The sequence below is a fragment of the Paenibacillus protaetiae genome, from assembly GCF_004135365.1.
Lineage (GTDB): Bacteria > Bacillota > Bacilli > Paenibacillales > Paenibacillaceae > Paenibacillus_AP > Paenibacillus_AP protaetiae.
In genome coordinates this window covers 2,997,976-3,022,830 of the sequence record NZ_CP035492.1, presented here as the reverse complement: position 1 = coordinate 3,022,830, position 24,855 = coordinate 2,997,976, and the positions used below count along the sequence as shown (strand labels likewise).

Here is a 24,855-nt window from a genome sequence, read left to right as displayed (position 1 = left end):
ATGTCTACTTTTACCATATATCCGGCCATCGACATTCGCGGCGGCAAAGCGGTACGCCTGATTCAAGGCGATTACAATCAGGAGACGGTGTATAACGACAGCCCTGTTGCAGCGGCTAAAGACTGGCAGGCAGCTGGCGCGGCTTGGATTCATCTCGTCGACCTGGATGGCGCAAAGGAGGGGCGTCCGGCCAATGCCGAGCTGATCGGGCAGATTGCGAAGTCGGTTAACGTTCCGGTGCAGGTGGGCGGCGGACTGCGCACGATGGAGGATGTCGAGAAGCTGATTGAGCTGGGCGTCTCCCGTGTCATTTTGGGTACGGCTGCGATTGAGGACCGTGAATTCGTGAAAAAGGTGCTGGCGCGCTACGGCGACAAGGTGGCGATTGGCATTGATGCGCGAAACGGCTATGTGGCAACACGCGGCTGGCTGGAAACTTCCGAGGTGAAGGCGGAGCAGCTTGCCGTTGAGCTTGCGGCGCAAGGCGCTTCGACGTTTATTTTCACCGACATTTCGCGGGACGGCATGATGAAAGGCCCGAACACGGAAGCGATCGTGGAGCTGGCGCGCGTCTCGCGCAGCAACGTCATTGCATCGGGCGGCGTATCGGTGATGGACGATCTCGTGAAGCTGGCGCAGCACCGCGCGGACGGCGTAGCCGGCGCGATTGTCGGCAAAGCGCTGTACACGGGCAGCATCAACCTGGCGGACGCGATCCAGCGTCTGGCGTAGAGGAGGAGGGTGCCTTATGCTGGCAAAACGTATTATTCCTTGCCTCGACGTAAAGGACGGCAGAGTCGTCAAAGGGGTTAACTTCGTTAACCTCCGGGATGCCGGGGATCCGGTTGAGCTTGCTGCAACTTACGACCGGGAAGGCGCCGACGAGCTTGTCTTTTTGGACATTTCGGCTTCGCATGAAGGGCGTTCCACGATGGTGGAGGTCGTGAAGCGTACGGCAGGCGAGATTACGATTCCGTTTACGGTAGGCGGAGGCATCTCGCATGTAGATGATATGAAGCGGCTGCTGCGGGCGGGCGCGGACAAAATCGCGATCAATACATCCGCGGTCAAAAATCCGGGCCTGATTCAAGAGGGAGCGCGCAAATTTGGCTCGCAATGCATTGTGGTTGCGGTTGACGCCAAATGGAACGAAGAGTGGCAGGAGTGGGAAGTGTACACGCACGGCGGCCGCCAGACGACGGGCATGAAGGTTCTGGAGTGGGTACGCGAAGCGGAGCGCCTGGGCGCGGGCGAAATTTTGCTGACGAGCATGGATGCGGACGGCACGAAGGACGGCTTTGACGTGAAGCTGACACGTGCCGTTTCGGATTCGGTTGGCATACCGGTTATCGCATCGGGCGGAGCGGGGCAGATTTCTCATTTCTACGACGTGTTTGAGGAAGCGCATGCGGATGCGGCGCTTGCGGCAACTATATTCCATTACAAGGAAATGACCATTGCCGAAGTGAAGGATGATTTGCGCAGCAAAGGAGTGGAAATTCGATGACAGCGGATCAAATTAAATGGGACGAAGCGGGGCTTGTACCGGCTATCGTGCAGGACGATCTAACCAAAGAAGTGCTGATGATGGCCTATATGAACAAGGAATCGCTGGCAAAATCGGTTGAGACAGGCGAGACCTGGTTCTGGAGCCGTTCGCGCGGCGAATTGTGGAATAAAGGAGCGACCAGCGGCCATAAGCAGCGCATCCGCTCCATGGCGTATGATTGCGACGGCGATACGCTGCTTGTCCGCGTAGAACAGCAAGGGCCGGCTTGTCATACCGGCAGCTACAGCTGCTTTTTTAACCCGATCGAAACGGCGGGTTCATCGTCCGAAGCGGCGGCAGAGGCAGCTGCAGGCGACCGCTTTGGCGCGCTGGGACGCCTGGAGTCGATTATCGCGAAGCGTTATGCGGAGCGCCCGGAAGGCTCGTACACGACGTATCTGTTCGAGAAGGGCGTCGATAAAATTTTGAAAAAAGTCGGCGAGGAATCGGCGGAAGTCATTATCGCAGCGAAAAATAAGGACAACAACGAGCTTCGTATGGAAGCAAGCGACCTTATTTTTCACTTGATGGTGCTGCTGCGCGAGCGCGGCTTGTCCATCGACGAGCTGCTGCGCGAGCTGGATGAGCGCCACGGCAAGCCGACGACCAACAAAATGAGATAGCAAGCTCCCGGCTCCGGCCCAATGCCATTAAGTTAAAGCTTATCTTAATGGCATCGGCTTCCGCCGGGCTTTTTTATGGCTTGCCTGCAAGCAGGCTGACGAAGCCGCTGGAGAAGCGCTGGCGCGCTTCTTCAGCGGCGGCGCTGCGCAGATGCGCGGGATTGGTCTTGATGCGCCGTGATCGAGGCGCTGCCATGCGAGGCGGCGCTTCACGCTTTTCGTCCCGGCGAAACGGGGAGCTATTGAACGGCAAAGGGACGGAATTTGGCGCAATCGGTCTGCCACGCAAGCGCTTGTCGAAAGAAAGCGCCGCATTTGTCGAAAAATAGTACGTATTCGTTTTTTGTGTTATATCAAATAAGATGTATAATAAGAATGAAAACAAGCTCCGGAAGGCTTGACACCACGGTTTTCTTGCAGGCTTGTATAGGATAAACGTCTAAATTATTGGTTTAATTCGCTCAGGAGGGTATCATGTTAAGCGACAATTTGCGTATTTTTTCGGGTTCGTCCAACCCGGTACTGGCACAGGACATCTGTAGAGAGTTGGGCGTTTCGCTCGGTTCCATCAAAATGTCCCGTTTTAAAAGCGGGGAAATCTATGTCCATTACGAAGAATCGATTCGTAACTGCGACGTCTTCCTGGTTCAGTCGTTCTCACATCCGATCAACGAACATTTCGTTGAGCTTCTGGTTATGATTGACGCAGCAAAACGGGCATCGGCCAAGACGATTAACGTCATCATGCCTTACTACGGTTATGCGCGCCAGGAACGCAAAGCAGCGCCGCGGGAGCCAATTTCCGCGAAGATGGTCGCAGACGTGCTGACAACGGTTGGCGCTACGCGGATTATTACGATCGACCTCCATGCTCCGGCTATTCAAGGTTTCTTTAATATCCCTGTAGATCATCTTACCGGCCTTGATTTGATCAGTGACTACCTGAAGAGCAAAAACATTCAAAATCCGGTTGTCGTATCGCCGGATGCCGGACGTGCTTCGACGGCCGAGAAACTTGCGAACTACTTGGACTCTCCGTTTGCGATCATGATCAAGAAGCGTCCTGCCCATAATGAATCGGTTATTACACACGTGATCGGCGATGTGGAAGGGCAGACCGCGATCATTATCGAGGACCTGATCGATACAGGCACCACAATTGTCAATGTCGTCGAAAGCTTGCGCGAGCGCGGCGCGAAGGAAGTATATGTATGCGCGACTCACCCGCTTTTCTCCGGCAATGCTCTTGAGCGCTTAGACCATCCGGGTATAAATGAAGTTATCGTTACGGACTCCATCGCTTTGCCTGATAACCGTTCCGGCCGCTTTAAAGTGCTGTCGGTAGCTCCGCTGCTCGCAGAGTCTACACGCATCATTATCGAAGGCGGATCGATCAGCACGCTGTTCAAGAACCACGGCGTATAAGCAAGCTGCAATTCAATAAGCAACAACAGGGAAAATCGCGGACTGGTAAATGCCACCCGCGATTTTCCCACATATTCTTGGGTGTTTGGACAAGTTGTGTATGGTATAATCGTAGAAAAATCGGAAGTCCGGGAGGTGCCTTGTGACAATGACAGGGAAAAAACGTGCTGCCGCAGAGTCACATTCCAACATCATACCTATACACTGGGACGCAACGTTCTTTTTCGAGAGAGCAGTCCGGTCGCTTGATCGCTATCATTATGACAAGGCATTGAAGTATTTCCGGCGCGCCGTTGAATACGAGCCTGATAATCCGGTCAACCATTGCAATATGGCCGGCATTTTGTCTGAGATGGGCGATTATGAAGAGTCGAACCGGATATTGAAGTGGATTGTGGATGAACTCGACCCAACTATGACGGAATGTCATTTTTATATGGCGAACAACTTTGCCAATATGGAAAATTATGAAGCGGCTGAAGGCGCTTTGGTGCAATATTTAGAAGAAGACGCGGACGGCCAGTTTCTGGATGAAGCAGAAGAGATGATGGAGCTGTTCCATTATGAGCTGGAACGGCCGACACGGGTAGCAAGCATCAAATCGCGCGAGGGTATCGCGGAACATGATAAAGCCCGTTCGATGCTGGAGGAAGGCAAGTTTACCGAAGCGGTGCGGATGCTGGAGCAGATCATTGCTGCTCATCCGGATTTTATGGCGGCCCGCAACAATTTGGCGCTTGCCTTTTATTATATGGGCATGTTCGACAAAGCGATGGAAACGATCCGCGAGGCGTTGGATAACGAGCCGGGCAATCTGCATGCGCTTTGCAACCTGGCGATTTTTTACCAGCATGCCGGGGATAAGGAAAACTTGGCGGCATTAACGGCTTTGCTGAAAAAAACCGAGCCGTTCCATGAAGAACATGTGTTTAAACTGGCCACGACAATGGGCATCTTAGGAGAACATGCTGCAGCATACCGGCAGTTCCACCGGCTGTTAAGGGAAGCGCAGCTGGAGCAGGATCCCAGCCTATTCCATTACGCAGCGGTCGCGGCGTGCAATTCGGGCCGGTATTACGAAGCAGAACGGCTGTGGCGGCAAGCGCTGAAGATTGATTCGGCATCAGGCATCCCCCGTTATTACTTGGAGCAGCTGCAGCGTGTGCGCAGCGGTGAGTCCATTGCGCCGATCAGTTATCATTATCATTTGCCGTTTGAAGAGCAGTTTAAGCTTTGGGAGCAGGTTGAAGGCGGAATTCCCGATCATCTGAAACGAGACCCGCTGGTGCGCTCCTCCTTTTTTTGGGCGCTTCGCCATGGCGACCGCCATACGAAGCTGCAAGTGATTCAGGCGCTTGGCATGATTGCCGACAATGAGGTGAAAGAAGTGCTGAGCGCCTTTTTGCTGGAGCCGGAAGAGGACGATTACCTGAAACGGATCGCGATATTCGTGCTGCGCATTATCGGTGTGCAGGAGCCGCTTGAAGCGGTCTTGGAGGGGCGGCCGGTTATGATCGAACCGAACCGCGTGCCTTCCAAGCTGCCGGTATGGGATGCGAAATGGCAGGAGATTGCCGACATCGCGTTAGCCTCCATGAATAAGCATTACGACTTGGTGCAGCAGCATGATCTCATGACGCTTTGGGTCGAATTTCTGTCCCGTCTGCACCCGGATATTCCACGGTTTGCGAAACCGGAGAGCTGGGCGGCGGCGCTTGAATATTTGACCGCCAAAATGCACCGCAGAGCGATTTCGTACCATGAAGTGGCGGAAAAATACGGCGTATCCATTACTACGGTCAGCAAAAATGTGAAACGGATCGACGAGATTTGCGGTATTAGAGAGAAGATGCGTACTACTAACGCCGTGTTCGCTAACGCGGAAACGGTCGAAACGGAATAAGTTTTGACGGTTTCCCGCTATTGGCGGATGTCGAAATAAATGACAAGCATTGTACACCCGTATTTCGCGACAGGAGGTTGCACCATGTACAAATCCATTATTATCGGAACCGGCCCATCCGGCCTTACGGCAGCTATTTATTTGGCGCGCGCCAATATGAATCCGCTGGTGATAGAAGGTCCGGAGCCTGGCGGCCAGCTGACGACCACAACGGAAGTGGAGAATTTCCCGGGATTCCCGGAAGGCATTATGGGTCCCGAGCTGATGGCGAATATGCGCAAGCAGGCGGAACGTTTCGGCGCGAAGTTTATTACCGGCTGGGTGAACAGTGTTGATTTGAGCGAGCGTCCGTTCAAGCTGCAGGTGGAAGGCCAAGGCGAAATTGTAGGCGAATCGCTCATCATTTCGACGGGCGCTTCGGCGAAATATTTGGGCATTCCGGGGGAAAAAGATAACGTTGGCCGCGGCGTAAGCACTTGTGCGACCTGTGACGGCTTTTTCTTCCGCAACAAAAAAATTATCGTCATCGGCGGCGGCGACTCCGCGATGGAAGAAGCGAACTTCCTGACCCGGTTTGCCACTGAGGTGGAGCTGGTCAACCGCCGCGATGAGCTGCGCGCTTCCAAGATTATGCAGGATCGCGCCAAAAGCAATGACAAAATCGTATGGTCCCTGAACCGGACGCCGCTTGAAGTGGTAGCGAATGGAATGGGTGTAACGGGCCTCAAAGTCCGCAATAATGCAACCGGCGAAGAAGAGCTGATCGAAACGAGCGGCGTGTTTATCGCGATTGGCCATACGCCAAATACCGGTTTCCTGAACGGGCAGATCGACACGGACGAGCACGGCTATATTCGAACGAAACCCGGCTCCAGCGAGACGAACATCCCCGGCGTGTTTGCCTGCGGCGATGTGCAGGACAACAAGTACCGCCAGGCGATTACCGCAGCGGGCAGCGGCTGTATGGCAGCCCTCGACTGCGAGAAGTTCCTGGAAGGCAGCATTACCCAGGATTGGGGCGAAAGCCTGCCGCAATAACGGTACTGTGCAAAGGCTTGTGATATTGGCAGCATGACTGAAAGCCCCTCTACTGCGAGGGGCTTTCACGCTGACCAAGCACCGTTGAAAGCCCGGCTTCATTCTTCTATAGCGCTTGGCTCCGCTTATCGAAATGCCGGCTGCGATGCATAATGACGGCATTTTGGCGCAGGGGAGTTGTCTTGACCGAAGAAGGGGCCTTCAATTATAGTGAAAACAGTGAACATTACAGTTAAGAGGTGGACAATTGATGTCTCAGAACATTTATGTTGGAGTCGATGTTGGCGGAACCACAATTAAAGTGGGGATATGCAATGCTGACGGGGATCTCCTCCAAACGTACGAAGGACCAACCGAAACAAGCAAGGGCACGGACACGATTCTTCATAATATTGCACAATATGCAAGGGACATCGTAACAGAGTCTCCGTATGAGTGGGAACAAGTTGCCGGGGTAGGCGTAGGCGTAGCCGGCTTCCTTGATATTCCGAACGGGATTGTGAAATTTGCTCCAAACTTGAAAATCCAAAACGTAAACTTGAAGAGCTATCTGGAAGACAAGCTTCAAGTTAAAGTGCTTGTCAACAACGATGCCAACGTAGCTGCGCTTGGTGAAGCATGGGCGGGAGCCGGCAAAGGCATCGACAACTGCGTATGCTACACGCTGGGCACCGGTGTTGGCGGCGGCGTCATTATAAACGGCAAAATCGTCGAAGGTTTTGCAGGCATGGCCGGCGAGCTTGGCCATATCGCAATCGTTCCGGATCTGGAAGCGATCCAATGCGGCTGCGGCAAAATGGGATGCCTCGAGACCGTGTCTTCGGCAACCGGCATTATCAAAATGGCGAAAGACGCTGTCGCTCGCGGCGACCGTACAACGCTTGTTTCCGTTGAAAATATTATGGCAAAAGACGTGATTGACGCAGCTAAAGAAGGCGACGAGGTTGCGGCGCGTATCGTTAGCCGCGCTGCTTATTATTTGGGCCGCTCGATGGCGCTTCTGTCCGTCGTGCTGAACCCGGAATGCTTTATTATCGGCGGCGGCGTATCGAAAGCCGGCGAATTCCTGTTTGCGCAAATTCGCGAGGTCTATGAGAAGTATACCCAAAACGAAGCAAAAGAAAATGTGAAGATTGTAGCCGCTACGCTTGGCAACGACGCTGGTGTAGTTGGTGCTGCAGGCTTGATTTTGAGAGCTTAGGGCATCTCCATGCATCATTTGACGAGCGGAGAAGCGGAGAAGGAGGAGCACATGGATACGACAGGAGCAACGGCAAAGCTGGTCATTATTACGGGCATGTCGGGTGCGGGCAAAACGATTGCCGTGCAAAGCCTTGAAGATTTAGGCTTCTTCTGCGTGGATAATTTACCGCCGGTGCTAATTCCCAAATTCGCGGAACTAATTGAGCAGTCGAACGGCAAAATTGGCAAGATCGCCCTCGTAATCGACTTGCGCGGCCGCGAATTTTTTACCGCTTTATCGGAATCGTTACATTTTATCCAAAATCATTCTACGATCAGCTGCGAAATCGTCTTTCTGGATGCGCGCGACGATGTGCTTGTGCAGCGGTACAAGGAGAGCAGGAGGCGGCATCCGCTTGCTCCGGACGGCATGCCGCTGGAAGGCATAGAGCTGGAGCGCCGCATGCTCCAGGATCTGAAAGGCTCCGCTTCCCTGGTCATTGATACAAGCACGCTGAAGCCGGCGCATTTGAAAGAGCAAATTATATCGCGTTTTGTCAATGTAGAGCAGAATGCCATGTCGGTGAATGTCATCTCCTTTGGCTTTAAGTATGGCATACCGATTGACGCCGATCTGATTTATGATGTGCGGTTTTTGCCGAACCCGCATTATATCGACCAGCTGAGGCCTCATACCGGCCAAAATCCCGATGTATACGATTATGTGATGAAATGGCCGGAAACCCAGCAGTTTCTTACCAAACTGCTCGATATGCTGCAATTTCTCATTCCGTTATACCACAAGGAAGGCAAGAGCCAAGTTGTAATCGGCATAGGCTGTACGGGGGGCAAACACCGTTCCGTCGCCATTTCGGAATATTTGGGCCGTATGCTTGGCAGCAGCGACACCGAACGCGTCAGGGTGACTCATCGAGATGCCGACCGCGACAAGCATTAACGGGGTGAGAAAATGGACAATAGGCAAAAAATGAAGGATCGTCCGAAAATCGTCGTCATTGGCGGAGGAACGGGGTTGTCCGTTATGCTGCGGGGTCTCAAGGAGAAACCGCTGGATATAACGGCCATTGTAACGGTAGCCGATGACGGCGGCAGCTCGGGCATTCTTCGCAATGAGCTGCAAATGCCGCCGCCGGGCGATATCCGCAACGTGCTGATGGCGCTTGCAGATGTGGAGCCGCTGCTGACCGGCCTCTTGCAGTACCGGTTCAATAATGGCTCCGGCCTTGCCGGGCACAGTCTGGGCAACCTGATGCTTGCCGCGATGACCGACATCGCCGGCGATTTTGTCACGGGCATCAAAGAGCTTAGCAAAGTGCTTGCAGTGCGGGGAAGAGTGCTGCCTGCGGCAGGAGAAGCCATCGTATTGAAAGCGGAGATGGAGGATGGCTCCATCGTTGTTGGTGAGTCTTTAATCCCAAAAGCGGGCAAATCGATCCGCAGAGTGTTTATTGACCCGGCTCATGTAGAGCCGCTTCCGGAAGCGGTGGAGGCGATCCGGCAGGCTGATGCGATACTGATTGGACCGGGAAGCTTGTACACCAGCATTATTCCGAATTTGCTTGTGCCGAAGCTTGCCGAGGCGATTATTGAATCGGCCGCGGTGAAGCTGTTTGTATGCAATGTGATGACGCAGCCAGGCGAAACGGATGATTATTCGGTCAGCGACCATATGGATGCCATTGAACGGCATATCGGGCATCAGCTGTTTGACTATGTCATCGTGAACGACGGCGAAATACCGCCGGAGGTTAAAAGCAAATACGGTGAAAAAGGCGCGCATGAAGTAACGCTGGACTTTGAAGAAATTAATAAACGGGGATGCCATGTCATCGCCGACAAGCTGGTTTTGTTCCGGACGTATCTCCGGCATGATGCCGAACGGTTAAGCCATCATATTTATAAATTAGTAGAGAATTGGATGTTGCGAAAGAGGGGATGAACCATGTCGTTTGCGGCGCAAACTAAAAAAGAACTGACGCTCATCGAAGCGGATGCTTGCTGCGAAAAAGCCGAATTGTCCGCCCTTATTCGTATGAACGGTTCTGTCAGCTTATCCAGCCGCAAGGTCGTATTGGATATATCCACTGAAAACGCAGCGATCGCCAGACGCATTTATTCGCTGGTGAAACGGATATTTAACGTTCATACCGAATTGCTGGTCCGTAAAAAAATGCGTCTGAAAAAAAATAATGTTTACATTGTCCGTATTCCTACCAAGGTACAGGAAATTTTAAGCGACTTGAGGATCGTATCGGAAGGTTTTATTTTTCAAGACGGTATTGATAAAGAAATTATCCGTAAGCCATGCTGTAAACGGTCGTATCTCCGCGGCGCTTTTTTGGCGGGCGGCTCGGTGAACAATCCGGAAGGCTCCTCTTACCATCTCGAAATTTCGTCGATGTATGAGGAACATTGCGGCGCGCTGGTGGAACTGGCCAATAAGTTTGATCTGAATGCGCGCTGCATCGAGCGTAAAAAAGGTTTCGTTTTCTACATCAAGGAAGGCGAAAAAATTATCGAACTGTTGAATATCATTGGCGCTCACCAGGCTTTATTCAAATTCGAGGATGTTCGGATTATGCGCGACATGCGGAACTCGGTCAACCGGATCGTGAACTGTGAAACCGCGAATTTGAATAAAACGATAGGTGCTGCCGTGCGCCAAATCGAAAATATAAAGCTGCTTGAACGCGAGGTCGGACTGGACAATTTGCCTGAGAAGCTGAAGGAAGTCGCCCAAATCCGGCTGCAGCATCCCGACATGAATTTAAAAGAGGTTGGGGAAATGCTAAAAATGAAAGTGAGCAAATCCGGTGTGAATCACCGATTGCGAAAAATTGATGAACTTGCGGAAAAATTAAGGAACGGATAGACTTTTTTGGCTAGTGCATCCGATTGTATAATGATATAATAATGTGGGGAATCGACTTCTTTGCAATATGCGTTTTTGTGGAGCTGTACAGCTTTGCCTACGGAACGATCGGAGGCGCATCGAAGGTCGAGAGTCGTACCGGTCCAGCACCAATACATGAAGCAGGTTGATTATGATATAGGGGGTAATTCCATGGCAAGACTACCGGTTGTCGTTCGGTTGAAAACAGGTCTTCACGCAAGACCAGCTGCGCTATTCGTTCAAGAAGCGAATAAATTTTCCTCAGAAGTTTTTGTGGAGAAAGACGATAAAAAAGTAAACGCTAAATCGATCATGGGCATTATGAGCCTGGCGATTAGCTCCGGAACTGAAGTATATATAAGTGCGGAAGGTTCGGACGCGGAACAGGCTGTAAACGCTTTAGTTGCACTTGTCAGCAAAGAAGAGCTCGAGAACCAATAACTCGTTTTTCTTTGCGTCACCATAAAGCACGTTGACCAAAAGCTCCGTTGTGGAGCTTTTTTTGGTGGGGCTCTTAACGTTACCCGATAAGAGCCTTGGCGTTTGGCGCAGCCAAGGGGAACCCTAGCCAAGCCGATGTTTCGTCTAAACCAAAAACCGGCCCCATTATTGCAGCAGCTGCAATAATGGGGCCGGTTTTTGGTTTATTGGACTTTGTCGATCACTTTATCGATCAGGCCGTATTCAACCGCTTCATGAGCGCTCATGAAATAATCGCGGTCCGTATCCCGTTCGATCCGGTCAAGCGGCTGTCCCGAACGTTCAGCTAGAATGCCGTTTAACTTGTCGCGCATTTTCAGAATGCGGCGCGCCCGGATTTCGATGTCGCTTGCTTGGCCTTCGGCTCCGCCCAGCGGCTGGTGAATCATCACTTCGCTGTTCGGCAATGCGTAACGTTTGCCTTTGGCGCCTGCCGTCAGCAGGAACGCGCCCATCGAAGCGGCCATGCCTACGCAAATCGTCGACACATCCGGTTTAATGTATTGCATTGTATCGTAGATGGCCATTCCCGCCGTGATGGAACCGCCGGGGCTGTTAATGTAAAGGGAGATGTCCTTCTCCGGATCGTCAGCCGCCAGGAACAGCATTTGTGCGATAATCGAGTTCGCAACAACGTCATTCACGCCGGTGCCGAGGAAAATAATCCGGTCCTTCAACAGACGGGAGTAGATGTCATAGGCACGTTCGCCTCGATTGTTTTGCTCAATAACCATGGGGACAAAGTTCATATCCATTACAATTCCCTCCTCATTCGGAAACGGTTAATTTTATTGCTAATGTACCCATTCTAACGAATTGGACAACAAAAGTCAAAGAAAGTCAAACAAAAGAAAATGAGTGCCGCACTTCCGATTTTTTAGAGGTATTATGGTCATTATGTGCAAAAGTTAAATTTAAGGAGTGAAGCCTCGGAGAAGCGCTGGGTTACACTGTCCAGTTCGAGGCGGACAAGGCTCAGGTGGCCTTAAAGCAGAGCATATCAGCGTAACGCTGACGATAGGCAGCAAAGAGCAGGAGCCGTCCTTTTCCATAGTAGTGCAAGGGTGCGAACGCCCGGCTGCTGCGGCTGGACATCCGCAGCAGCCGGACCGCAGCGGGAAACAGGCATGAAAAAAGCCTCTGCGCAGAAGCAGAGGCTGTCAGTTCATATCAAATGGCGCGCCCGCTAGGAATCGAACCTAGATCTCAGGCTCCGGAGGCCTACGTCATATCCATTGGACCACGGGCGCATAAAAAACAAAAGCAAGATTTATTATATATCTCGGTGTGCCGAATTGCAAGCGGCGATTCAAAAAAATATTTTTGTATGAAAAATGTCGGCAAGCGTTTTCAATAGGTTGCACAACAGGTTCATTTTGGTTAAGATAATTGTGGGACTTAAAATGTTACCGCGGGACGTAAAACGTCCTATACAATTGGGGTTCAGTCCAACTGGAGTGAATGAAAAAAAGATGCATCAGATCATTGAACTGCAGCAGCAGCTTCTGCCCGATCTGTTGGATGTCATGTCGAAACGCTACTCCATTTTGCATCAGGTTATGCTCTCCGATCTGATTGGCCGCCGCGCGCTTGCCTCAACACTCGGAATGACCGAAAGGGTATTGCGTGCAGAGACGGACCTGCTGAAGTCGCAGGGCTTGCTAGAGATTTACCCAAACGGCATGCGGATCAGCGAAGCAGGCAAGGAATTGCTGGAGAAGCTGGAGCCATTTTATAAGTCGCTTATCGGCCTTAACCAGCTGGAAGAAAAAATCCGCGCGCATTTTAAGCTGAAGCAAGTGATCGTTGTAGCGGGAGATTCCGACATTTCACCGCAAACGAAACGCGAGCTTGGCAAGGCGGGAAGCCAGGTGCTGGGCAAGATGCTCAGGCCAAACGACGTAGTCGCCATTACCGGCGGTTCGACGCTTGCGCAAGTCGCGAATCAGTTGACCGCGCCGGCGCCGCTGAAAACCAATCTGTTCGTACCGGCCCGAGGAGGGCTAGGCGAAAGCTTGGATTATCAGGCGAATACGCTTGCTTCCACCATGGCGAAACGGACGGGGGCGCATTACCGGCTGCTTCATGTGCCGGACCATTTAGGCGAAGAAGCTTTTGCTTCGATTATGCAGGAGCCGACCATCCGCGAAATGGTAAAGGTCATCCGCAGCGCCCGGATCGTGGTGCACGGGATTGGCGAAGCTGCCGTCATGGCAAGACGCCGGAAGCTGGATGAGAAGGAAATTGAGGAAATGGCGCAGGAAGGCGCGCTCGCTGAAGCGTTTGGCTTTTATTTTGATAAAAACGGTTCGGTTGTCCACAAAAATCAGACGGTAGGATTACACCTGGAGGATATTGTGAACACTGAGGTTGTTATCGGTGTAGCCGGCGGCAAAAGCAAAGCGGAAGCTATTACCGCCATCATGCGGTTTGGCCACGATGATGTGCTGGTGACGGATGAAGCCGCCGCGCATGATATTATCGCCTTTATCGAAGAGGAAGAGCAGCACAAGCTATCTTGACGGGGCACGCCGGGTCTGCACACCTGTCAGCCGTGTCCTGTCTTGAAATATATTTTTCATCATAAAAGACATTTAGGAGGCAACTCACAATGGTTAAAGTTGGTATCAATGGTTTTGGACGTATCGGCCGCAACGTATTCCGCGCTGCTCTGAACAACCCTGAAGTAGAAGTTGTTGCAGTCAACGACTTGACGGACACAAACACGCTGGCTCACCTGCTCAAATACGACACAACGCACGGCAGACTGGACGCTACAGTAGAAGCAAAAGAAGGCGCGCTCGTTGTGAACGGCCGCGAAATCAAAGTGTTTGCAGAACGCAACCCTGAGAACCTTCCTTGGGCGCAATACGGCGTTGAAATCGTTGTAGAATCGACAGGTATTTTCACAGCGAAAGAAAAAGCCGAGCTTCACCTGAAAGGCGGCGCGAAAAAAGTTATCATTTCCGCTCCTGCTACTAACGAAGACATCACGATCGTTATGGGCGTTAACGAAGACAAATACGATGCAGCAAGCCACACGGTTATTTCGAACGCTTCCTGCACCACGAACTGTCTCGCTCCTTTCGCGAAAGTGCTGAACGACAAGTTCGGTATCGTAAAAGGCATGATGACGACGGTTCACTCGTACACGAACGACCAGCAAGTGCTTGACCTGCCTCACAAAGATCTGCGCCGCGCCCGCGCTGCTGCAGAAAACATCATCCCTTCGACAACTGGCGCTGCAAAAGCGGTAGGCCTTGTACTGCCTGAGCTGAAAGGCAAGCTGAACGGTATGTCGATGCGTGTTCCTACGAAAAACGTTTCCGTAACGGACCTCGTTGCCGAACTGAAAGTAAACGTAACGGTTGACGAAGTGAACGCAGCGCTGAAAGCCGCTTCCGAAGGCCCGCTGAAAGGCATCTTGAACTTCTCCGAAGAGCCGCTTGTATCGAGCGACTACAACGGCGACCCAGCTTCCTCGACAATCGACTCCTTGTCGACGATGGTTGTTGAAGGCAACATGGTGAAAGTCGTTTCCTGGTACGACAACGAGTGGGGCTACTCGAATCGCGTTGTTGACCTTGCCGCTTATATCGCAAGCAAAGGTCTGTAAGACCGGCTGAAAGCAGCTTGGCACTTGGAACGTAATAAGCGAGCTTTCGCGGGGTTGTGACCGGTTGCGTGTAACGCGAAAGCCGTTTAATGCCTTTTTACGCAAAAGGGCGTTCCTCCACAGGAACGCCCTTTTGCACGCGCTTGATGCGACTGATGACCATAACCGATTAGGGGGATTCACGATGAATAAAAAAAGCGTCCGTGACGTAGAAGTATCCGGCAAACGGGTATTTGTCCGCGTCGATTTTAATGTACCGCTCGAAAATGGTAAAATTACGGATGATACGCGTATTCGCGAAACGCTTCCGACAATCAAATATTTGACGGAAAAAGGCGCAAAAGTGATTCTTGCCAGCCATCTTGGCCGTCCAAAAGGTGCGGTTGTAGAAGAGCTTCGCCTGACGCCTGCTGCAGAGCGTTTGTCCGAACTGCTCGGCCAGCCGGTTGCGAAAGCAAACGAAGCGATTGGCGATGCGGTGAAAGCGCAAGTAGCCGCATTGCAAAACGGCGACGTCCTGCTGCTTGAGAACGTGCGCTTCTATGCGGGCGAAGAGAAAAACGATCCGGAGCTGGCGAAAGCTTTTGCCGAGCTGGCCGACCTGTACGTCAACGACGCGTTTGGCGCCGCTCACCGTGCGCATGCGTCGACGGAAGGCATCGCGCATTACTTGCCGGCTGTGTCCGGCCTTCTGATGGAGAAAGAGCTGGATGTGCTCGGCAAAGCGCTGAACAATCCGGAACGCCCTTTCACCGCTATCGTAGGCGGTTCGAAAGTAAAAGACAAAATCGACGTTATCAACAAAATGATCGAGATTGCCGACAACATCATCATCGGCGGCGGCTTGTCCTATACGTTCTTCAAAGCGCAAGGATATGAAATCGGCAAATCGCTGGTCGACAACGAGAAGCTTGACCTGGCTCTCAGCTTTATTCAGAAAGCGAAAGATCTCGGCAAAAACTTCCTTATTCCGGTCGACATTATCGTAGCCGACGACTTCAGCAAAGATGCAAATACGAAAGCAGTCGACGTAGACGGCATTCCAGCTGAATGGGAAGGCATCGACATCGGTCCGAAAACGCGCGAGCTGTACGCGGACGTAATCCGAAAATCCAAACTGGTCGTCTGGAACGGGCCAATGGGCGTATTCGAAATCGAGCCGTTCTCGCACGGCACGCAAGCTGTAGCGCGCGCATGCGCCGAGACAGCAGGCTACACCGTCATCGGCGGCGGCGACTCCGCGGCGGCGGCTGAGAAATTTGGCCTGGCCGACAAAATGGACCATATTTCCACAGGCGGCGGCGCTTCGCTTGAATTTATGGAAGGCAAGGCGCTTCCAGGCGTTGTTGCGCTCAACGACAAATAAGCACCAACAGACAAAAAAATAGAAAAATAAAGCTTTGGATGGCGATGGAGAAACTTAGGACCGATCTTTTGGAGGGATTGCTTTGAGAAAACCAATCATTGCGGGAAACTGGAAAATGTTTAAAACCGTTTCCGAAGCGGAATCGTTCTTCACCGAAGTAAAAGGCAAAGCGGAAGTGGAAGGCGTGGAGAGCGTCATTTGCGCTCCGTTTACGGCCCTTCCGGCACTTGTGCAAGCGGCGAAAGGCACCTCTATCGCCATCGGAGCTCAAAATTTGCATTACGAGGACAATGGCGCGTACACAGGCGAAATCAGCGGCGTTATGCTGAAGGAACTGGGCGTGAAATATGTCATTATCGGGCATTCCGAACGCCGCGCTTATTTTGCGGAATCGGACGCCATCGTGAACAAAAAAATTCACGCTGCGTTTAAGCATGGCCTTACCCCTATCGTTTGCGTCGGCGAAAAGCTGGAGGAACGGGAGGCGGGCCAAACGAAGGACGTCTGCAAAGGGCAGACGGAAGCTGCGTTTGAAGGCTTAAGCGCCGCGCAGGCTGCCGAAGTGGTCATTGCATACGAGCCGATCTGGGCGATCGGCACGGGCAAATCGTCGACGGCGGCTGACGCTCAGGACGTGATCGGCTACATCCGCGGAATTGTAGCGGGCCTTTATGGCGAAGCTACGGCTGAAGCGGTTCGTATCCAATACGGCGGGAGCGTAAAACCAAACAATGTAGCGGAATATATGGGAGAAGCGGACATCGACGGTGCGCTTGTAGGCGGAGCGAGCCTGGAGCCGGCATCCTATATTGCGCTTGTTGAGGGAGCGAAATAGTATATGGCACCAAAACCAGTAGCATTAATTATTTTGGACGGATTTGGCCTTCGTAATGATGTAACCGGCAATGCGGTTGCACAAGCGAAAAAGCCGAATTACGACCGTTACATGGCCACCTACCCGAACTCGACGCTGACGGCTTCCGGTGAAGCGGTAGGCTTGCCGGAGGGCCAAATGGGCAACTCCGAGGTCGGCCACTTGAACATCGGCGCAGGACGCATTGTTTATCAGGATTTGACCCGCATCAGCAAGTCGATCCGCGATGAAGAGTTTTTCGGCAACGAAACGCTGCTTGGCGCTGTGAACCATGTGAAGGCCAACAACAAGAAGCTGCACCTGTACGGCCTGCTGTCCGACGGCGGCGTGCACAGCCATATTGACCATCTGTTCGCGCTGTTGGAGCTGGCAAAGCGGGAAGGGCTGACAGATGTATATATCCATGCCTTCCTGGACGGCCGCGACGTGGCGCCGGACAGCGCAAAAGGCTACCTGGAGCAGCTGCAGGCGAAAATTGAGGAGGTTGGCGTCGGCCAAATCGCAACGGTTCAAGGCCGTTATTATGCGATGGACCGCGACAAACGGTGGGAACGTACGGAAAAATCGTACCGCGCCATGGTTTACGGCGAAGGCCCGCAATATACCGATCCGATCAAGGCGGTAGTTGAATCCTACGAGAAATCCGTTTATGATGAATTCGTTATGCCAACCGTTATTACAGGCGAAGACGGCAAGCCGGTTGGCCTTGTGGAGTCGGAGGATGCTGTTATTTTCTTCAACTTCCGTCCGGACCGCGCGATTCAGCTTGGCCAAGTGTTCACAAACGAAGATTTCCGCGGTTTCGACCGCGGCGATAAAGCGCCAAAACATTTGTATTTTGTCTGCTTGACGCTGTTCAGCGAAACGGTTGGCGGATATGTAGCGTATTCTCCTAAAAACTTGGACAATACGCTCGGCGAAGTGCTGGTGCAAAACGGCAAAAAGCAGCTGCGCATCGCGGAAACGGAAAAATATCCGCATGTCACGTTTTTCTTCAGCGGCGGCCGCGACGTAGAGCTTCCGGGCGAAACCCGTATTCTGATCAACTCGCCGAAGGTCGCGACTTATGACCTGCAGCCGGAGATGAGCGCCTACGAGGTAGCGGCGGCGGCTGTAGCCGAAATCGAAGCAGACCGGCAAGATGCGATTATCCTGAACTTTGCGAACCCGGATATGGTTGGCCACTCCGGCATGCTGGAGCCAACGATCAAAGCGGTTGAAGCAACGGACGAGTGTCTGGGCAAAGTGGTAGAAGCGGTGCTCGCCAAAGGCGGCGTCTGCATTATTACCGCTGACCATGGCAACGCCGATATGGTGATCGACGAGCAAGGCCGTCCGTTTACGGCGCATACGACGAACCCGGTTCCGGTTATCGTAACGAAACAAGGCGTCACGCTGCGTGAAGGCGGCATACTGGCTGACCTGGCGCCAACGGTCCTCGACCTGATGGAGCTGGCTAAGCCGGCTGAAATGACAGGTACTTCTTTGATCAAATAAGAAGCTGTCCCACTATTACATCACATATAAAAAAGGAGTGTTTCCTAACATGTCTATTATCGTTGACGTATACGCACGCGAAGTGCTTGATTCCCGCGGCAACCCGACTGTAGAAGTAGAAGTAACCACTGAATCCGGCGGCAAAGGCCGTGCCATCGTGCCATCCGGCGCTTCCACCGGCGCATACGAAGCTGTTGAGCTTCGCGACGGCGACAAAGGCCGTTACCTCGGCAAAGGCGTTGAGAAAGCGGTAGATAACGTAAACTCCATTATCGCTCCTGAAGTCATTGGCCTGGACGCACTTGATCAAGTTGCGATCGACCGCAAAATGATCGAGCTGGACGGCACGCCTAACAAAGGCAAACTGGGCGCTAACGCCATTCTGGCTGTATCGATGGCGGTTGCTCGCGCAGCTGCTGACGTGCTGGACGTACCTTTGTACACATACCTGGGCGGATTCAACGCTAAGACGCTTCCGGTTCCGATGATGAACATCGTGAACGGCGGCGCTCATGCCGACAACAACGTTGACGTGCAAGAGTTCATGGTGCTGCCGGTTGGCGCGCCTACGTTCAAAGAAGCGCTTCGTATCGGCGCTGAAATTTTCCACAACCTGAAATCCGTCCTGAAAGAAAAAGGCTTGAACACGGCTGTTGGCGACGAAGGCGGCTTTGCGCCTAACCTGGCTTCCAACGAAGAAGCGATCACAACGATTATCGCTGCGATCGAACGTGCGGGCTACAAACCGGGCGAAGACGTATTCCTCGGTATGGACGTAGCTTCGACTGAGTTCTACAAAGACGGCAAATACCACCTCGAAGGCGAAGGCAAATCGTTCACATCCGAAGAGTTCGTGGACCTGCTCGCTTCGTGGGTTGATAAATACCCGATCATTACAATCGAAGACGGCTGCTCCGAAGACGACTGGGCTGGCTGGAAGCTGCTTACGGAAAAATTGGGCGGCAAAGTTCAGCTCGTTGGCGACGACCTGTTCGTAACGAACACGGAACGTCTCTCCGACGGTATCGACAAAGGCGTAGGCAACTCGATTCTCGTTAAAGTGAACCAAATTGGTTCCCTGACGGAAACATTCGACGCGATCGAAATGGCCAAACGCGCTGGCTACACGGCTGTTATCTCGCACCGTTCCGGCGAAAGCGAAGACAGCACAATCGCTGACATCGCTGTCGCAACGAACGCTGGCCAAATCAAAACCGGCGCTCCTTCCCGTACGGACCGCGTAGCGAAATACAACCAATTGCTCCGCATTGAGGACCAACTGGGTTCGACAGCGCAATACGCTGGCAAATCGGCTTTCTACAACCTGAAAAAATTCAAATAATATTTGAATGAGGCAAGCGGCCCCTTCGCGCGAAGGGGCCGCGCTTTTTTATAGCTTTTGCATGGTGCGAGGCTCCGAATACAACCGGCTGCAGCCGTACTTATCCGCCTCAGGCATTCCTTATCTGATCGTCAAGAAAGGGTAATTTCAAATCCTTGCGGAACAAAGCGCCAAGAAAAGTTTGTCTTTTCTTCAAAGAGCAGGGTATGTATAGGGCAGGAGTATTGTATTAGGCTTGGGCATATGATACACTGAATCTATCTGTTTTTAACGGAACTCCTGCTGTGTTGGAGGTGGAATGTGTGGAAGTCGCTCTGAAAATTGTATTGGTTATTTTTGCACTTGGTCTTATTGCAGTCGTGTTGCTGCAAAAGGGCAAAAGCGCCGGTTTGTCCGGTGCGATTAGCGGCGGCGCTGAGCATCTGTTCGGTAAAACGAAAGCGCGCGGGCTCGATTTGCTCCTTCAGCGTTTGACAATCGGACTGGCAGTCGGATTTTTTGTATTGTCTCTGGTTGTGGCCTATGTGGTAAAAGTGTAATAAACAAGTTTTAAGAAAAGCGGGATGATTCCCGCTTTTTTTTGTTGCCTTATGTCATTCCTGTTAGCATAAAATGGTACAATGATACGGATATACGTGAACAGTTTCGTGTATACTGAATGGTATGTGAATATTTACTAACCGGTTGCAAGGAATGCAAGTGCAGAGCATTCGCTCGCGTGGTCGGACGATAGGGTGGCGAAAAGATAGATGATTAGCGGGCAGGATCTGCTTGATTTTATGCGGGAAACCGCTTATAAACCGATGACATATAACGAACTGGAGCAGCATTTCGGCATTGATGATCCGGACGATTTCAAATCGTTTCTGAAACTGCTGAACGAGCTGGAGGAAGCGGGACAAATTTTGCGTACGCGCAATGACCGCTATGGCGTGCCGGAGCGCATGAACTTGCTGAGAGGGCGCTTGCAGGCGCACGCCAAAGGATTTGCTTTTCTAATTCCGGACGAAAAGGATCATCCGGATGTGTATATCCATGCCAATGATTTGAAAAGCGCAATGAACGGAGACATTGTGCTTGTCCGGATTATATCCAAAAGCGAAAGCGGAGGCCGGATGGAGGGCGAGGTTGCCCGCATCGTGCAGCGTGCGGTAACGCAGGTCGTCGGCACGTTTCAGAATCATGAGGCATACGGCTTTGTCATTCCGGACGATAAACGGATTAACCGGGATATTTTTATTCCGAAAGGCGGTTTCCAAGGGGCGGTAACCGGGCAAAAGGTCGTAGTCCGCATTGTATCTTACCCGGAAGGCCGTTCGGCGGCGGAAGGCGAGATTATTGAAACGCTTGGCCATAAAGATGATCCCGGCGTCGATATTTTGTCGATTATCCGCAAGCATATGCTGCCGGAAGGATTCCCGGACGATGTGATGGCAGAAGCGGAATCCGCTCCCGATTCCATTACGGAAGAGGAGATCGTGCAGCAGGGGCGGCGGGATTTGCGCGGAGAAACGATTGTAACCATTGACGGCGAAGATGCCAAGGATCTGGATGATGCCGTACATGTGAAGCGGCTCGACAACGGCAACTATCTGCTGGGCGTCCATATTGCGGATGTCGGCTATTATGTGCGGGAGAAATCGGCGCTGGACCAGGAGGCTTACCGCCGCGGCTGCAGCGTCTACTTGGTGGACCGCGTTATTCCGATGCTGCCGCACCGGCTGTCGAACGGCATCTGCTCGCTGAATCCGCAGGTGGACCGGCTGACGATGTCCTGCGAAATGGAGTTTGATCCCAAGACGCTGAAACGCGTACGGCATGATATTTTTACAAGCGTCATTAAGACAACGGAGCGGATGACCTATACGAACGTCCGCCGCTTGCTGACGGCTACGGAAGAAGAGCCGGAGACGGAACTGAAAGAACGTTACGCCGGGCTGCTTGATATGTTTACGCTTATGGAAGAGCTGGCGATGAAGCTGCGCCGGAAACGGATGAAACGCGGAGCAATTGATTTTGACTTTCAGGAATCGAAAGTTATTGTCGACGAGAATGGCAAAGCCGTCGACATTGTGAAACGCGAGCGTTCGGTCGCCGAGCAAATTATCGAGGAATTTATGCTGGCGGCCAATGAGACGGTTGCGGAGCATTTTCACTGGCTGCGCGTGCCGTTCTTGTACCGGATCCATGAAGATCCGGATTCCGAGAAGCTGCTGACGTTTATGCAGTTCGCGACGAACTTCGGGTATGTGGTCAAAGGCAAAGGCAACTCCGTCCATCCCCGCGCGCTGCAGACGCTGCTGGAGGAAATTCAGGGGACAAAAGAAGAGACGGTTATTTCAACGATGATGCTCCGTTCCATGAAGCAGGCCAAATACGATGCCGAAAGCTTGGGGCATTTTGGCCTCGCTGCGGAGTTCTATACGCATTTCACATCGCCGATCCGCCGTTACCCGGACCTTGTTATTCACCGCGTCATGCGGGAAGTCATCGAGAACGGCGGCGCGCTGACCGATGCGCGCCAGGAGGCGCTGGCGGCGCGTATGCCGGAGATTGCGCAGCAATCGTCCGAACGCGAGCGTGTGGCGGTGGACGCGGAGCGGGATACGGAACGGCTCAAAAAATGCGAATATATGCTGGACAAAGTCGGCGAGGAATTCGACGGCATCATTAGCAGCGTAACCAGCTTCGGCATGTTTGTGGAGCTGGACAATACGGTGGAAGGGCTTATCCGGCTGAGCGAACTGAGCGACGATTACTACCACTTCCACGAAGTGCATATGGTGCTCATCGGCGAGCGTACCTCCAAAGTGTACCGCATCGGCGACGAGGTCAATATCCGTGTGGCGCGTGTCAATATGGACGACCATACGATTGACTTCGAGATGGTCGATATGAAGTCGCGCAGCAGCTTCCGGGGCGTGGCCGACGCGGGCTACGGCGGCCGCAAGAAGCGGCGCGAAGGATTCCGCGCCGATCGTCCCGGCGCAGCCGGTGCAGGCCGCGCCGGACGCGGCGCCGGCGGGCGCGGCAGCGCTGCAGGCGGCGGTGCGGGACGCACTGGCGCAGCCGAGGGACGCGGCAAGGGCGGCGCTGGCGCTGGGCGAAGCAGCGCCAGCGGGCGCGGAGCAGGCTTTGGCGGCGCAGCAGGGCCGCGCAGCGGCGGCGGTTTTGGCCGCGGCGGCGGAGCTGCGGCAGCGGGCCGCACGGGCGGCGCAGCGGCAGGCACGGGGAACCCGTGGCTGGAGCCGGGCGAGACGCTGGAAGCGGCGAATGAGCGCAGCAGCCGCGGCAAGGGCGGCGTCCGCACGGATATGTGGGGGCTGCCAATCCGCCGCAGCGGCGGGTCCGCAAACCGGTACGACGACGGCCATGAAGCAGGCGGTTCGTCAGAGCGCCGTGATGGCCGCGGCGGCCGCGGGAGCGGCGGGCCTGGACGCTCGAGCGGAGGCCGTGAAGGCGGCTTTCCGGAACGCGGATCGTCGGGACGCAGCGAAGGCCGTGGAGACCGGGGAGGCCGCCAGCAGGAGCGTTCTGGCAGCGACGGACGTTCATACGGCGGCGGGCGCAAACGGCGGCGGGATGATACGTCTGCCAGCGGTATTTTTGTAGGGGACGGAGGCGAAGGACGCCCTTCTTCTTCAGAGCCGGATTCCGGCAATGGAGGCGGCGGACAAAACCGTGCCAAACAAAGCGGAGACAGCCGTAAAAAAGGTAAAAAAGGCGGCGCGATGAGCGCATTTGTACGTAAGAAAAGAAAGTAGCAGTGGAATTGGCAGGGGGCTGTTAGCATAGGAGAGCAGCCCTCCTCATGTCAACATTTAGGCGAAAGTTGCTGCTTGCTTTTTAAGGTCTGGTATAGTACACTCAAATAAAATTACACTTATCGCACTGGCCTGAATTCACTTGTTGAAAAGGGTATCATGCACAATCATGGGATCTTTCTCAATGTGTGAATTTCTTGTTTAATAAGAACGTAGAAGCGCATATTAATATATTTTTTTTGGAGGTAACACACATGCAACAAGGTACAGTTAAATGGTTCAACGCTGAGAAAGGCTACGGCTTCATCGCAGTTGAAGGCGGTAACGACGTATTCGTACACTTCTCCGCTATCCAAGGCGACGGTTTCAAAACGCTTGACGAAGGCCAACGCGTAGAATTCAACGTGGTTGACGGAAGCCGCGGACCACAAGCAGAAAACGTTGTTAAGCTGTAATAAGCGATAACACAGCGTTTCGGAGAGCCGCTTCGACCTATCGGTCGGGCGGCTCTTTTTTGCGCAGCCGTCCAGGGAGGTCTCGGGTTATTGCTTTTAGCTTCTATAATTGCTAAAATAAATTACTACGCTTATTCCCTATTTCGCTACCCTGTTGGCGTCGGATGGAGCGGCAAAAGTTGAGAAATACTATGAGCTAGGGGTGATTGGCATGGGTAAAAAAGCTGACGGGAAACAGCTCGCCCAGAACAAAAAAGCTTCCCATGACTATTTCATCGAGGAAACATACGAAGCGGGCATGGTGCTGACCGGGACGGAGATCAAATCTTTGCGTAATGGGCGGGCAAACATTAGCGATGCGTTTGCGACCATTCGTAACGGCGAGATTCATATCCACAACATGCACATCAGCCCGTTCGAGCAGGGCAACCGGCATAACCCGTCGGACCCGACACGGGCCCGCAAGCTGTTGCTGCACAAGGCGCAGATTCATAAGCTGCTGGGACAGTCCAAGCAGGAAGGCTACTCAATTGTGCCGCTCAAAATTTATGTGCGCAACGGATACGCGAAGCTGCTTATTGGCCTTGGCAAAGGCAAAAAGCAATACGACAAGCGAGACACTGCAGCCAAACGTGACGCACAACGCGACATTCAGCGTGCGCTGCGTGAGAAGCAGAAGGCTGCCCGTTAACGTCGGCGGCGCCGCCTGGCAGAAATATCATTGGAACAGGCTCCACCTGTGGCCACTCTTCCCAATAAGAAGCGCGAGCTAATTGGTGCCGGACATGGTATACTAAACAAGCAGCAATGAAAGATGTTTTTCAAGT

The 24,855-nt window shown here is 53.0% G+C and carries 23 protein-coding genes and 1 tRNA gene; 21 read left to right on the top strand and 3 right to left on the bottom strand.

What is annotated here, in order from left to right; all coding sequences use genetic code 11:
• From hisA to hisIE, 3 genes are read left to right on the top strand one after another with little or no spacing between them, the layout of a single operon-like run.
• Window positions 1-732 (top strand): 1-(5-phosphoribosyl)-5-[(5-phosphoribosylamino)methylideneamino]imidazole-4-carboxamide isomerase, encoded by a 732-nt coding sequence (gene hisA, locus ET464_RS13915; protein WP_129441842.1) that lies wholly within the window; start codon window positions 1-3, stop codon window positions 730-732.
• A 16-nt stretch (window positions 733-748) separates the two neighbouring features.
• Window positions 749-1,507: an imidazole glycerol phosphate synthase subunit HisF gene (gene hisF, locus ET464_RS13910; RefSeq protein ID WP_129441840.1), complete on the top strand. Its 759-nt coding sequence runs from the start codon at window positions 749-751 to the stop codon at window positions 1,505-1,507.
• Window positions 1,504-2,172: a bifunctional phosphoribosyl-AMP cyclohydrolase/phosphoribosyl-ATP diphosphatase HisIE gene (hisIE, locus tag ET464_RS13905; RefSeq protein ID WP_129441838.1), complete on the top strand. Its 669-nt coding sequence runs from the start codon at window positions 1,504-1,506 to the stop codon at window positions 2,170-2,172. Before hisF ends, hisIE begins: the two co-directional genes overlap by 4 nt.
• Before the next feature lie 73 nt (window positions 2,173-2,245).
• Here the strand turns inward: hisIE and ET464_RS13900 are convergent, their stop codons facing one another.
• Entirely contained in the window at window positions 2,246-2,557 is a 312-nt protein-coding gene (locus ET464_RS13900; RefSeq protein ID WP_129441836.1) for a hypothetical protein, read from the bottom strand.
• A gap of 89 nt (window positions 2,558-2,646) precedes the next feature.
• Between ET464_RS13900 and ET464_RS13895 the strand changes: the two genes are divergently transcribed.
• From ET464_RS13895 to ET464_RS13860, 8 genes are all read left to right on the top strand, one after another.
• On the top strand, window positions 2,647-3,597 hold the full coding sequence (locus ET464_RS13895; protein ID WP_129441834.1) for a ribose-phosphate diphosphokinase: 951 nt from the start codon (window positions 2,647-2,649) through the stop codon (window positions 3,595-3,597).
• A 148-nt stretch (window positions 3,598-3,745) separates the two neighbouring features.
• Complete coding sequence (locus tag ET464_RS13890; RefSeq protein WP_129441832.1) at window positions 3,746-5,500, top strand: tetratricopeptide repeat protein; 1,755 nt, start codon at window positions 3,746-3,748, stop codon at window positions 5,498-5,500.
• Between the two features lie 84 nt (window positions 5,501-5,584).
• A complete protein-coding gene (trxB, locus tag ET464_RS13885; RefSeq protein ID WP_129441829.1) occupies window positions 5,585-6,538 on the top strand; it encodes a thioredoxin-disulfide reductase in 954 nt (317 codons plus the stop codon).
• Between the two features lie 250 nt (window positions 6,539-6,788).
• On the top strand, window positions 6,789-7,739 hold the full coding sequence (locus tag ET464_RS13880; protein ID WP_129441827.1) for an ROK family glucokinase: 951 nt from the start codon (window positions 6,789-6,791) through the stop codon (window positions 7,737-7,739).
• A 51-nt stretch (window positions 7,740-7,790) separates the two neighbouring features.
• Window positions 7,791-8,678 (top strand): RNase adapter RapZ, encoded by an 888-nt coding sequence (rapZ, locus tag ET464_RS13875; RefSeq protein ID WP_129444408.1) that lies wholly within the window; start codon window positions 7,791-7,793, stop codon window positions 8,676-8,678.
• A 12-nt stretch (window positions 8,679-8,690) separates the two neighbouring features.
• On the top strand, window positions 8,691-9,680 hold the full coding sequence (locus tag ET464_RS13870; RefSeq protein WP_129441825.1) for a gluconeogenesis factor YvcK family protein: 990 nt from the start codon (window positions 8,691-8,693) through the stop codon (window positions 9,678-9,680).
• A 3-nt stretch (window positions 9,681-9,683) separates the two neighbouring features.
• Entirely contained in the window at window positions 9,684-10,613 is a 930-nt protein-coding gene (whiA, locus tag ET464_RS13865) for a DNA-binding protein WhiA (protein ID WP_129441823.1), read from the top strand.
• A 192-nt stretch (window positions 10,614-10,805) separates the two neighbouring features.
• Window positions 10,806-11,075 carry an HPr family phosphocarrier protein gene (locus tag ET464_RS13860; RefSeq protein ID WP_129444406.1) on the top strand — a complete coding sequence of 90 codons (270 nt, stop codon included), beginning with the start codon at window positions 10,806-10,808 and terminating at the stop codon, window positions 11,073-11,075.
• 203 nt (window positions 11,076-11,278) lie between these two features.
• Here ET464_RS13860 and clpP read toward each other — a convergent pair whose 3' ends face one another.
• Together clpP and ET464_RS13850 are read right to left on the bottom strand one after the other, a co-directional pair.
• On the bottom strand, window positions 11,279-11,863 hold the full coding sequence (gene clpP / locus ET464_RS13855; protein WP_208543950.1) for an ATP-dependent Clp endopeptidase proteolytic subunit ClpP: 585 nt from the start codon (window positions 11,861-11,863) through the stop codon (window positions 11,279-11,281).
• A gap of 426 nt (window positions 11,864-12,289) precedes the next feature.
• A tRNA-Arg gene (locus ET464_RS13850) sits at window positions 12,290-12,364 on the bottom strand.
• Window positions 12,365-12,586: 222 nt separating this feature from the next.
• Here ET464_RS13850 and ET464_RS13845 point away from each other — a divergent pair.
• The 10 genes from ET464_RS13845 (at window position 12,587) to smpB (ending at window position 24,719) form a co-directional block, all read left to right on the top strand.
• Window positions 12,587-13,636, top strand: a complete 1,050-nt coding sequence (locus ET464_RS13845) for a sugar-binding transcriptional regulator (protein WP_129444404.1) — start codon at window positions 12,587-12,589, stop codon at window positions 13,634-13,636.
• 89 nt (window positions 13,637-13,725) lie between these two features.
• On the top strand, window positions 13,726-14,730 hold the full coding sequence (gene gap / locus ET464_RS13840; RefSeq protein ID WP_129441819.1) for a type I glyceraldehyde-3-phosphate dehydrogenase: 1,005 nt from the start codon (window positions 13,726-13,728) through the stop codon (window positions 14,728-14,730).
• 184 nt (window positions 14,731-14,914) lie between these two features.
• The gene (locus ET464_RS13835) at window positions 14,915-16,096 is read left to right on the top strand and encodes a phosphoglycerate kinase (protein ID WP_129441816.1); all 1,182 of its coding nucleotides are present in this window, start codon (window positions 14,915-14,917) and stop codon (window positions 16,094-16,096) included.
• Window positions 16,097-16,178: 82 nt separating this feature from the next.
• Entirely contained in the window at window positions 16,179-16,931 is a 753-nt protein-coding gene (tpiA, locus tag ET464_RS13830; protein WP_129441814.1) for a triose-phosphate isomerase, read from the top strand.
• A gap of 3 nt (window positions 16,932-16,934) precedes the next feature.
• Entirely contained in the window at window positions 16,935-18,467 is a 1,533-nt protein-coding gene (gpmI, locus tag ET464_RS13825; protein WP_129441812.1) for a 2,3-bisphosphoglycerate-independent phosphoglycerate mutase, read from the top strand.
• A 49-nt stretch (window positions 18,468-18,516) separates the two neighbouring features.
• Window positions 18,517-19,809 (top strand): phosphopyruvate hydratase, encoded by a 1,293-nt coding sequence (gene eno, locus ET464_RS13820; RefSeq protein WP_129441809.1) that lies wholly within the window; start codon window positions 18,517-18,519, stop codon window positions 19,807-19,809.
• Window positions 19,810-20,111: 302 nt separating this feature from the next.
• Complete coding sequence (gene secG, locus ET464_RS13815) at window positions 20,112-20,348, top strand: preprotein translocase subunit SecG (protein WP_129441807.1); 237 nt, start codon at window positions 20,112-20,114, stop codon at window positions 20,346-20,348.
• Between the two features lie 210 nt (window positions 20,349-20,558).
• Window positions 20,559-23,573: a ribonuclease R gene (gene rnr, locus ET464_RS13810; protein ID WP_129441805.1), complete on the top strand. Its 3,015-nt coding sequence runs from the start codon at window positions 20,559-20,561 to the stop codon at window positions 23,571-23,573.
• A gap of 254 nt (window positions 23,574-23,827) precedes the next feature.
• On the top strand, window positions 23,828-24,028 hold the full coding sequence (locus tag ET464_RS13805; protein WP_129441802.1) for a cold-shock protein: 201 nt from the start codon (window positions 23,828-23,830) through the stop codon (window positions 24,026-24,028).
• Between the two features lie 211 nt (window positions 24,029-24,239).
• Window positions 24,240-24,719 (top strand): SsrA-binding protein SmpB, encoded by a 480-nt coding sequence (gene smpB, locus ET464_RS13800; protein ID WP_129441799.1) that lies wholly within the window; start codon window positions 24,240-24,242, stop codon window positions 24,717-24,719.
• Window positions 24,720-24,855: the final 136 nt, after the last annotated feature.

Excerpts from the sequence above, each read along its gene's own strand:
- hisIE (WP_129441838.1), top strand. The coding sequence starts at position 1,504 with ATGACAGCGGATCAAATTAAATGGGACGAAGCGGGGCTTGTACCGGCT.
- ET464_RS13835 (WP_129441816.1), top strand. The coding sequence starts at position 14,915 with ATGAATAAAAAAAGCGTCCGTGACGTAGAAGTATCCGGCAAACGGGTA.
- rapZ (WP_129444408.1), top strand. The coding sequence starts at position 7,791 with ATGGATACGACAGGAGCAACGGCAAAGCTGGTCATTATTACGGGCATG.
- ET464_RS13895 (WP_129441834.1), top strand. The coding sequence starts at position 2,647 with ATGTTAAGCGACAATTTGCGTATTTTTTCGGGTTCGTCCAACCCGGTA.
- ET464_RS13860 (WP_129444406.1), top strand. The coding sequence starts at position 10,806 with ATGGCAAGACTACCGGTTGTCGTTCGGTTGAAAACAGGTCTTCACGCA.
- ET464_RS13880 (WP_129441827.1), top strand. The coding sequence starts at position 6,789 with ATGTCTCAGAACATTTATGTTGGAGTCGATGTTGGCGGAACCACAATT.
- smpB (WP_129441799.1), top strand. The coding sequence starts at position 24,240 with ATGGGTAAAAAAGCTGACGGGAAACAGCTCGCCCAGAACAAAAAAGCT.
- ET464_RS13890 (WP_129441832.1), top strand. The coding sequence starts at position 3,746 with ATGACAGGGAAAAAACGTGCTGCCGCAGAGTCACATTCCAACATCATA.
- clpP (WP_208543950.1), bottom strand. The coding sequence starts at position 11,863 with ATGAACTTTGTCCCCATGGTTATTGAGCAAAACAATCGAGGCGAACGT.
- ET464_RS13845 (WP_129444404.1), top strand. The coding sequence starts at position 12,587 with ATGCATCAGATCATTGAACTGCAGCAGCAGCTTCTGCCCGATCTGTTG.
- ET464_RS13805 (WP_129441802.1), top strand. The coding sequence starts at position 23,828 with ATGCAACAAGGTACAGTTAAATGGTTCAACGCTGAGAAAGGCTACGGC.
- trxB (WP_129441829.1), top strand. The coding sequence starts at position 5,585 with ATGTACAAATCCATTATTATCGGAACCGGCCCATCCGGCCTTACGGCA.
- gpmI (WP_129441812.1), top strand. The coding sequence starts at position 16,935 with ATGGCACCAAAACCAGTAGCATTAATTATTTTGGACGGATTTGGCCTT.
- hisA (WP_129441842.1), top strand. The coding sequence starts at position 1 with ATGTCTACTTTTACCATATATCCGGCCATCGACATTCGCGGCGGCAAA.
- eno (WP_129441809.1), top strand. The coding sequence starts at position 18,517 with ATGTCTATTATCGTTGACGTATACGCACGCGAAGTGCTTGATTCCCGC.
- whiA (WP_129441823.1), top strand. The coding sequence starts at position 9,684 with ATGTCGTTTGCGGCGCAAACTAAAAAAGAACTGACGCTCATCGAAGCG.
- gap (WP_129441819.1), top strand. The coding sequence starts at position 13,726 with ATGGTTAAAGTTGGTATCAATGGTTTTGGACGTATCGGCCGCAACGTA.
- ET464_RS13870 (WP_129441825.1), top strand. The coding sequence starts at position 8,691 with ATGGACAATAGGCAAAAAATGAAGGATCGTCCGAAAATCGTCGTCATT.
- rnr (WP_129441805.1), top strand. The coding sequence starts at position 20,559 with ATGATTAGCGGGCAGGATCTGCTTGATTTTATGCGGGAAACCGCTTAT.
- hisF (WP_129441840.1), top strand. The coding sequence starts at position 749 with ATGCTGGCAAAACGTATTATTCCTTGCCTCGACGTAAAGGACGGCAGA.